The organism is Pseudomonas sp. PWP3-1b2, assembly GCF_049896045.1.
In the GTDB taxonomy this organism is placed as follows: Bacteria; Pseudomonadota; Gammaproteobacteria; order Pseudomonadales; family Pseudomonadaceae; genus Aquipseudomonas; species Aquipseudomonas antarctica_B.
Genome location: NZ_JAFCTN010000022.1, coordinates 87,784 through 96,505 on the forward strand (window position 1 = coordinate 87,784; position 8,722 = coordinate 96,505).

General features: G+C 64.1%; 7 protein-coding genes. All 7 read left to right on the top strand.

Translation table 11 applies throughout. The features are described 5' to 3' along the window. A complete protein-coding gene (locus tag ACP7A2_RS16150; RefSeq protein ID WP_426135023.1) occupies nt 1-1,842 on the top strand; it encodes an ABC transporter ATP-binding protein in 1,842 nt (613 codons plus the stop codon). Further along, nucleotides 1,839-2,147, top strand: a complete 309-nt coding sequence (locus ACP7A2_RS16155) for a (2Fe-2S)-binding protein (RefSeq protein WP_426135024.1) — start codon at nt 1,839-1,841, stop codon at nt 2,145-2,147. Before ACP7A2_RS16150 ends, ACP7A2_RS16155 begins: the two co-directional genes overlap by 4 nt. Beyond that, nucleotides 2,129-3,505 (top strand): FAD-dependent oxidoreductase, encoded by a 1,377-nt coding sequence (locus ACP7A2_RS16160; protein ID WP_426135025.1) that lies wholly within the window; start codon nt 2,129-2,131, stop codon nt 3,503-3,505. The genes ACP7A2_RS16155 and ACP7A2_RS16160 overlap by 19 nt, the downstream gene beginning before the upstream one ends. Beyond that, on the top strand, nt 3,502-4,656 hold the full coding sequence (locus ACP7A2_RS16165; protein ID WP_426135026.1) for an NAD(P)/FAD-dependent oxidoreductase: 1,155 nt from the start codon (nt 3,502-3,504) through the stop codon (nt 4,654-4,656). Before ACP7A2_RS16160 ends, ACP7A2_RS16165 begins: the two co-directional genes overlap by 4 nt. Continuing rightward, complete coding sequence (gene argE, locus ACP7A2_RS16170) at nt 4,653-5,810, top strand: acetylornithine deacetylase (protein WP_348055266.1); 1,158 nt, start codon at nt 4,653-4,655, stop codon at nt 5,808-5,810. Before ACP7A2_RS16165 ends, argE begins: the two co-directional genes overlap by 4 nt. 117 nt (nt 5,811-5,927) lie before the next feature. After that, nucleotides 5,928-7,388, top strand: a complete 1,461-nt coding sequence (locus tag ACP7A2_RS16175; RefSeq protein ID WP_426135027.1) for an NAD-dependent succinate-semialdehyde dehydrogenase — start codon at nt 5,928-5,930, stop codon at nt 7,386-7,388. 19 nt (nt 7,389-7,407) lie between these two features. Continuing rightward, nucleotides 7,408-8,493: a tartrate dehydrogenase gene (locus tag ACP7A2_RS16180; protein WP_426135028.1), complete on the top strand. Its 1,086-nt coding sequence runs from the start codon at nt 7,408-7,410 to the stop codon at nt 8,491-8,493. The last annotated feature ends 229 nt before the right edge of the window (nt 8,494-8,722 follow it).

Genomic DNA, 8,722 nt, shown 5'->3' on the forward strand with positions numbered 1-8,722 from the left:
ATGAGCGAATTGATTCGCGTCGAAAACCTGCGCGTCGTTGCTGGCGATGAGCGCGGCGAAGTGGAAATCGTCAAGGGCGTAAGCTTTTCCCTGGAAAAGGGGGAAGTGCTGGCGTTGATCGGCGAGTCCGGCTCGGGCAAGACCACCATCGCTTTGGCGCTGCTGGGCTACGCACGGCGTGGCTGTCGATTGGCCGGCGGGGTGGTGCAGGTCGGCGAACACGACATGCTCGCCTTGAGCGAAAAGCAACTGCAGGGCCTGCGCGGTAATCGCGTGTCCTACATCGCCCAAAGCGCCGCCGCTGCCTTTAACCCGGCCAAAAAGCTCCTTGACCAAGTGGTGGAGGGCGCGTTGATTCATGGCCTGGGCACGCGGGCCGAGCTGGAAGCCAAGGCCATCGGCTTGTTCCGTGACCTGGCCTTGCCCAACCCCGAGCGCATTGGCCGACGCTACCCGCACCAGGTCTCCGGCGGGCAACTGCAACGGGTGATGGCGGCAATGGCGCTGATCAGCGACCCCTTGCTGGTGGTGCTGGATGAGCCGACCACGGCGCTGGATGTGACCACCCAGATCGACGTGCTGCGCGCATTCAAACGCGTGGTGCGTGAACGTGGCGCAACGGCTGTTTATGTGTCCCATGACTTGGCCGTGGTCGCGCAAATGGCCGACCAGATTGTGGTGCTCAACGGCGGGCAGATCCTCGAACAGAGCGCCACCGCGCCGCTGCTGAAGAACCCCGCCCACGACTACACCCGCAGCCTGCTGGCCGCCGCGCGGCCGGACACCAGCATTCGCCCGCCCTGCGGAATTGCCGAAGACGTGCCGCTGCTGACCATCAGCGGCCTCACCGCCGGCTACGGCAACAAGAACATGCACGGCATGCCCGCCATTCGGGTGCTGGAAGACATCGACCTGACCGTGCGGCGCGGCCAGGCCATCGGCGTGATCGGTGAGTCGGGCTCCGGCAAATCCACGCTGGCGCGTGTGGTTGCGGGGCTGCTGACCCCGGCCCTCGGCGGGCTGACATTTGACGGCCAGCCGCTGGGCGGCAGTCTGTCCGAGCGCACCTCGGAACAATTCCGGCGCATCCAGATGGTGTTTCAGAACGCCGACACCGCGCTTAACCCCATGCACAGCGTGGCGACCATTCTCAGCCGCCCGCTGAAAATGTACTTCGGCCTTAAAGGCGCGGCGCTACAGGCGCGCGTCGGCGAATTGCTCGACCTGGTGCGCCTGCCGCGTACCCTGGCTGAACGCCGCCCCAATGAACTTTCCGGCGGGCAAAAGCAGCGCGTCAACCTGGCCCGCGCGCTGGCGGCCAAGCCCGATTTGATCCTGTGCGATGAAGTCACCTCGGCCCTCGATACGGTGGTCGGCGCGGCGATCCTCGAACTGCTGCGCGACTTGCGCCAGCAACTGGGCGTGTCCTACCTGTTTATCAGCCACGACATCTCCACCGTGCGCGCGCTGTGCGATGACATCGTGGTGATGTACAGCGGCCATAAGGTGCAGGCCGGCAGCCGCCAGTCGTTTGCCGAGCCGCCGTTCCATCCGTATACCGACCTGCTGATCCACTCAGTGCCTGAATTGCGCCAGGGCTGGCTGGAAAGCTGCGGCACCACCTGCGCCACACTGCCGACGCTCGGTCAGCGGGCCAACGTGCTGGAGTTGTGTACCTTTCTCGATCGCTGCCCGGTGCGCGTCGACGGCCTGTGCAATCGCACCGCGCCAAGCCGCCGCACCCTCGACAACGGCAGTGAAATCCTTTGCCACCACGACAGCGCCCGCTTGCTGAACACCCAGCAGGGCGTCACGACCATGACTTTGGGAGCCTATGCATGAAGGGGCGTTTTGTGAGGCTGGCCGAACAGGGCCGGCCAACGGTCAGCCTGACCGTGGATGGCTCACCCATCCAGGCGTTGCAGGGCGATACGCTGATGGTCGCCGTGCTGACCCACGCCAATGCGCTGCGCCAATCGGAATTCGACAGCGGGCGCCGCGCCGGTTTTTGCCTGATGGGCGCGTGCCAGGATTGCTGGGTATGGACCCGCAGCGGCGAACGCCTGCGCGCCTGTTCCAATGAGGTCCGCGAGGGCCTGGACATCGTTACCACACAACCGGAGGCGACATGGCCACTGCACGGGTAGTCATTGTGGGCGCCGGGCCGGCGGGGGTTCGCTGCGCCGAAACCTTGCTGGCGGCCGGTATCAAACCGATTCTTATCGATGAAAACCGCCGCGACGGCGGGCAGATCTACCGGCGCCAGCCAGACGGCTTTACCCGCGATTACATCACCTTGTACGGCACCGAAGCCGCCAAGGCCCAGGACCTGCACCAGAGTTTCGACCGCCTGCGCGGCGCCATCGACTACCGCCCCGACACCCTGGTGTGGAACCTCACGCCGGGCCAGTTGTGCTGCGCGAGCCAGGGCCGCCACAGCACAGTGGATTACGACGCGCTGATCCTCTGCACCGGCGCCACCGACCGCTTGATGCCCATCGAGGGCTGGCAACTGGCGGGTACCTACAGCCTGGGCGGGGCGCAAATTGCCTTGAAAAATCAGGCCGTGTCCATCGGTCATCGCGTGGTGTTCATGGGCAGCGGGCCATTGCTGTACCTGGTCGCCAGCCAATACGTCAAAGCCGGTGCCGACGTGGCGGCGGTGCTTGATACATCGCCGTTGAGCCTGCGCATCAAGGCCTTGCCCAAGCTGCTGGCGCGGCCCGGTTTGCTGTTCACCGGGATCAAACTGCTGGCGCAACTGTACCGGGCCAGGGTCGCGGTTCACCTGGGGATCAAGCCGTTGCACATCATGGGCGACGCGGCCAATGGCGTGATGGGCGTGCGGTTCAGCACGGGCAGCGGTCGGGCCAGGACGGTGCAGGCCGATGCAGTGGCGCTGGGTTACCACTTGCGCCCGGAAACCCAACTGGGCGACTTGGCCGGGTGCGCCATGGCGTTTGATCACGCCTCCAGCCAATGGTGGCTGGCCACCGATGAGGCCGGGCGCACGTCGGTGAAGGGTGTGTATGCGGCCGGCGACGGTTCGAAAATTCGCGGTGCAGACGCTGCCGAACACGCCGGGCGCCTGGTGGCGTTGGCCCTGCTTGAAGATTTGAAGCAACCGGTGGACAGCGTGTTGCGTGATCAACAACAGCAAGCGCTGGCAGTGATGGATCAATTTCGCCTGGGCCTGGCCGAGGCGTTCCCCTGGCCCAGCGAGCAAGCCAGGGCGCTGCCGGACAGCGCCATCGTGTGCCGCTGCGAGATGATCAGCGCCGGTGAATTGCGCCGCACTGTCAACGAGAAGGGCGCCCGCGAAGTCAATCGCGCCAAGGCGTTCAGCCGGGTGGGCATGGGCCGTTGTCAGGGGCGGTATTGCTCCCAGGCGGGTGCCGAAGTGATTGCCGCCGCCGCGGGCGTGCATGTGCAAGAGGTCGGTCGCCAGCGCGGCCAGGCACCGGTTAAACCCTTGTCGATGCTGACCGAGGAGGTTTCGCCATGAGCGTACAGAAAGCCGATGTAGTGATCGTCGGTGGCGGCCTGATGGGCTCGGCGGCCGCGTTTTTCCTGCGGCGTCGCGGGCAGTCGGTGATCCTGCTTGAGCGCGACCAGATTGGCCAATACGCCAGCGGTGTGAACTTTGGCAACGTGCGCCGGCAAGGGCGTTTTCTGGGCCAACTGGCCCTGGCCAACCGCTCGTGGGCGCTGTGGAAACGCCTGCCGGAGTTGATCGACGATGACCTCGAGTTCATCGCCAGCGGGCACATGCGCGTGTGTTATCGCGAGGACGAAATTGCTGAACTCGAGGCTTACGCCGCTGCGCCCGAGGCGGCGCAACTGGATTTGAAAATCTATCGTGGCGCCGAGCTGCGCCAACGTTTCGGCTTCCTCGGCCCGCACGTCAAGGGCGGCTCCTACGCGCCCCACGACGGCCACGCCAACCCGCGCCTGGCGGCACCGGCATTTGCGCGCGCGGCGAGGCGCCTGGGCGCGCGCATTGAAGAGCGCACGGAGGTGGCCGGGGTACACAAAGCCGGCGCGGATTTTCATGTCACCACCACCGACGGCCGCGAATTTCAGGCCGCGCAGTTGCTGATCACCGCCGGCGCCTGGGGCCAGAAACTCTCGGCACAGTTCGGCGAGCCGGTGCCGCTGGACACCCATGGCCCACAGATGGCGGTGACTGAGCCGGTGCCCTACGCCTTGCCGACCGTGATCGGCGTGTACACCAAGATCCCGGAGGAGGTGATTTACTTCCGCCAGATTCCCCGGGGCAATATCGTGATTGGCGGGGGTTATCGCAGCAAACCCGACATGCACACCCGCCGCGCTCAGGTCGAGCCGCGCAGCATCCTCAACCAGATCAACCAGATGCGCCGCCTGCTGCCGGGCGTCGGCAACCTCAGCATCATCCGCGTGTGGAGCGGCATCGAAGGCTACCTGCCGGACTCGTTGCCGATCATGGGCGCCAGTGGCACGGTCGACGGCCTGTTTTATGCCTTCGGTTTCTGCGGCCACGGCTTCCAGCTCGGCCCCGGCGTCGGTGATGTGATGGCTGAACTGCTCAGCACCGGCAGCACCAGCACGCCCATCGACGCCTTTTCCATCACCCGGTTTGCCCCTAGCGCTGCACAACGGAGCCAGGCCTCATGAAACCCCGCGTCCTCGAGATTCTCACACGGCTGATGGCCTTCGAAACCGTGTCGTCGGAGCCCAACATGGCCCTGATCGACTACGTGCGCGACTTGCTGCTGACCAAGGGCATTGAGTCGCTGATCGTCAAAGACCCCAGCGGCAAGAAAGCCAACCTGTTCGCCAGCACCGGCCCACGTGATCAGCCGGGCATTTTGTTGTCCGGGCACACCGACGTGGTGCCGGCGGCGGGCCAGGCGTGGACCTTTCCAGCCTTTGCCGCCACCGTGCAGGACGGGCGTATTTATGGGCGCGGCAGTTGCGACATGAAGGGCTTTATCGCCCTGGCCATCGACGCCATGCTCGACGCCGCCGACCACACCCTCAACCGCCCGCTGCAACTGGCGCTGTCCCACGATGAGGAAATCGGTTGCGTCGGCGTGCGGCGTTTGCTCGACGTGCTGCACCTGGCGCCGGTGCGCCCGTTTTTGTGCATGGTCGGCGAACCGACAAACATGCAGTTCGTGTTGGGCCACAAAGGCAAGGGCTCGTACCGCACCTATTGCCGAGGCCTGGAAGCGCATTCCTCGCTGGCGCCGCGTTCGGTCAACGCGATTCATGTCGCCTGCGACTTTATTAGCGCCCTGCGTGAGAGCCAGCAACAGTTGCAACGCCACGGCGCCCAGGACAATGACTACGACGTGCCCTACAGCACCGTGCATGTCGGCCAGATTGTCGGCGGCAAGGCGCTGAACATTGTGCCCAACCTGTGCACCCTGGATTTCGAGGTGCGTAACCTGCCGGCGGACGACCTGGATCAGTTCCTTGAGCAGATGCGCGAGCGCGCCGAAATCATCGTGCGCGAGGCGCAGAAGTTGTCCAGCGTGGCCGCCATCGACATCGAGACGGTCAACGTCTACCCCGGTCTCGATACGCACCCAAGTGTCGAAGCGGTGCGTTTCCTCAAACAATTTGCCGCGCCGGACACGGGCACCTCCAAGGTCTCGTTCGGCACCGAAGGCGGCCTGTTCAAGCAGCGCCTGGATGTGCCGGTGGTGGTGTGCGGGCCAGGTTCCATCGAGCAGGCGCACAAGCCGGACGAGTTTGTCGACATCAGCCAGATGGACGCCGGCGAGCGATTTTTGCAGGGCTTGCTGGGCTCATTGAAGACGTAGCAGAGCCTGCCGTCCTGGGCTGAATTTCAGCACGGCACGCTGCTTCAACCGCGCTTTCGGCATCCTCGTTCGCAGCACCTCCCTAGACTTGGGTATGTCTCGGATCAGGACTCGACCATGCTCAAGAATCGCTTGCAAGACCCCAGCCTGCTGGCTGAACTCGCCTATGTGGATGGCCAGTGGATCGCCGCCGACAGCGGCGCTACCCTGGATGTGCGTGATCCCGCCACCGGCCAGTTGCTCGCGCAGGTGCCGTCGATGGATGCGCTGGACACCCGCGCCGCCATTGAGGCCGCCGAACGTGCCTGGCCCGCCTGGCGCGCACGGCCTGCGGCGGAGCGTGCCGCGCTGCTGGAGCGCTGGTACCATGCAATGATCGACAACCTCGACGACCTGGCGCTGATCATGACCTGTGAACAGGGCAAACCGCTGAGCGAGGCCAAGGGCGAAATTCGCTACGGTGCCGGTTTCGTCAAATGGTTCGCCGAGGAAGCACGCCGGGTCTACGGCGAAACCATGCCGGCGCCAAGCGGCGACCGTCGCCTGTTGACCCTCAAACAACCGGTGGGTGTGTGCGCTGCCATCACCCCGTGGAATTTCCCCAACGCGATGATCACCCGCAAGTGCGCACCCGCGCTGGCCGCCGGTTGCCCGATCATCGTCAAACCCTCCGACCTGACGCCGCTGTCGGCCCTGGCGCTGGCGGTACTGGCCGAGCGCGTTGGCATACCGGCGGGCGTGTTCAATGTGCTTACCGGGCTGCCTGCCGGCATCGGTGCAGAGCTGACCGGCAACCCGGCGGTGCGCAAAATCTCCTTCACCGGCTCCACCGCCGTCGGCCGCCTGCTGATGCGCCAAAGCGCCGAGCACATCAAGCGCCTGAGCCTGGAGCTGGGCGGCAACGCGCCGTTTATCGTGTTTGACGACGCCGACCTGGAACAGGCGGTGGCCGGCGTGATGCTCAGCAAGTTTCGCAACGCCGGGCAAACCTGCGTGTGCGCCAACCGGATTTTAGTGCAGGCGGGCATTTATGAACGGTTCGCCGCGCGCCTGGTGGAAGAGGTGGGCAAGCTCAATGTCGGTAACGGCCTGGAGGCAGGCGTGACCATTGGCCCGCTGATCAACCCTGCTGCTGTCAGCAAGGTCGCGCGCCACATCGATGATGCCCTGAGCCAGGGCGCTCGCCTGTTGTGCGGCGCGCTGCCTGCGGGCGACAGCCAGTTCGTGCAACCCACCGTGTTGGGTGAAGCCCATGCCGGCATGTTGCTCGCCAACGAAGAAACCTTCGGCCCGGTGGCGCCGCTGATGCGATTCACCGATGAAGCCGAGGCGCTGGCCCTGGCCAACGCCACCCCGTACGGCCTGGGCGCCTACTATTTCACCCAGGACCTCAAGCGCTCGTGGCGCTTTGGCGAAGCGTTGGAGTTCGGCATGGTCGGGCTCAACACCGGGATTATCTCGATGGAAGTCGCGCCCTTTGGCGGCATCAAACAGTCGGGCCTCGGTCGCGAAGGCAGCAAGTACGGCCTGGACGAATACCTTGAAGTCAAAGCCTTCCACATCGGCGGGTTGAATTGAATTTCGCGAGGCACGATCGATGAGCAAAGTATTCAGAATCGCCGCGATTGCCGGTGATGGCATTGGCAAGGAAGTGTTGCCCGAAGGGCTGCGGGTGCTGGAACAGGCTGCGAAAACCTGGGACCTGAACCTGAGCATTGAACTACTCGACTGGGCCCACTGCGACTATTACCTGGAACACGGGCAGATGATGCCCGATGACTGGTTTGAACAGCTCAAGGGCTTCGACGCCATTTACTTCGGCGCCGTGGGCTGGCCGGAAAAAGTGCCGGACCACATTTCCTTGTGGGGTTCGCTGCTCAAGTTTCGCCGCGACTTTGACCAGTACGTAAATATCCGTCCGGTGCGCTTGTTTCCTGGCGTGCCATGCCCGCTGGCCGGGCGCAAGCCTGGGGACATCGACTTTGTGGTGATCCGCGAAAACACCGAGGGCGAATATTCGTCGGTGGGCGGCAAGATGTTCGAAGGCACCGACCATGAATTTGTGCTGCAAGAGTCGGTGTTCACCCGACGCGGCGTCGACCGCATTCTGAAATTCGCCTTCGAGCTGGCTCAGACCCGGCCGCGTAAGCGGTTGACGGCGGCGACCAAGTCCAATGGGATTTCAATCAGCATGCCGTACTGGGACGAGCGCACGGCGTTGATGGCGGCGAACTATCCAAAGGTGGTGTGGGACAAGCAGCACATCGACATTTTGTGCGCGCGGTTTGTGTTGCAGCCGGATCGCTTTGATGTGGTGGTAGCGTCGAATTTGTTCGGGGACATTCTTTCTGACCTTGGGCCGGCGTGTGCGGGGACGATTGGGATAGCGCCTTCGGCGAACCTGGACCCGGAGCGGCGGTTCCCCTCGTTATTTGAGCCGGTGCATGGTTCGGCGCCGGATATTGCAGGGCGCAATATTGCGAATCCGATTGCGATGATTTGGTCGGGGGCGTTGATGCTGGATTTTCTGGGGCAGGGGGATGGGCGTTACCGGGCGGCGCATGACGGGATTTTGCGGGCGATAGAGGAGGTGATTGCGTCGGGGCCGATTACGCCGGATTTGGGGGGGCAGGGGTCGACTCAGGAGGTTGGGTTGGCGGTGGTTCGGCGGTTGATGGGTTGAGTGAGGGCGTGAATATCCGTTATTTGGGGTGTGGCTGAAATTGGTTCCGCTCTTACAGCGGGTCACTTTTGGAAGGACCCAAAAGTAACCAAAAGGTCCCCGCCCCACCACTCGGTGCCTCGCTTAGGCTCGGCATGCCCTCACTCCGGCTCGAATCCGTGGGCCGCCGTGATGGGCCATCCTTGGCCCAGCACGGCTAACCCGGCGTCCTGCCGGGTTACCCACGGAT

Coding starts and splice junctions, on each gene's coding strand:
- ACP7A2_RS16150 (WP_426135023.1), top strand. CDS start 1: ATGAGCGAATTGATTCGCGTCGAAAACCTGCGCGTCGTTGCTGGCGAT.
- ACP7A2_RS16155 (WP_426135024.1), top strand. CDS start 1,839: ATGAAGGGGCGTTTTGTGAGGCTGGCCGAACAGGGCCGGCCAACGGTC.
- ACP7A2_RS16160 (WP_426135025.1), top strand. CDS start 2,129: ATGGCCACTGCACGGGTAGTCATTGTGGGCGCCGGGCCGGCGGGGGTT.
- ACP7A2_RS16165 (WP_426135026.1), top strand. CDS start 3,502: ATGAGCGTACAGAAAGCCGATGTAGTGATCGTCGGTGGCGGCCTGATG.
- argE (WP_348055266.1), top strand. CDS start 4,653: ATGAAACCCCGCGTCCTCGAGATTCTCACACGGCTGATGGCCTTCGAA.
- ACP7A2_RS16175 (WP_426135027.1), top strand. CDS start 5,928: ATGCTCAAGAATCGCTTGCAAGACCCCAGCCTGCTGGCTGAACTCGCC.
- ACP7A2_RS16180 (WP_426135028.1), top strand. CDS start 7,408: ATGAGCAAAGTATTCAGAATCGCCGCGATTGCCGGTGATGGCATTGGC.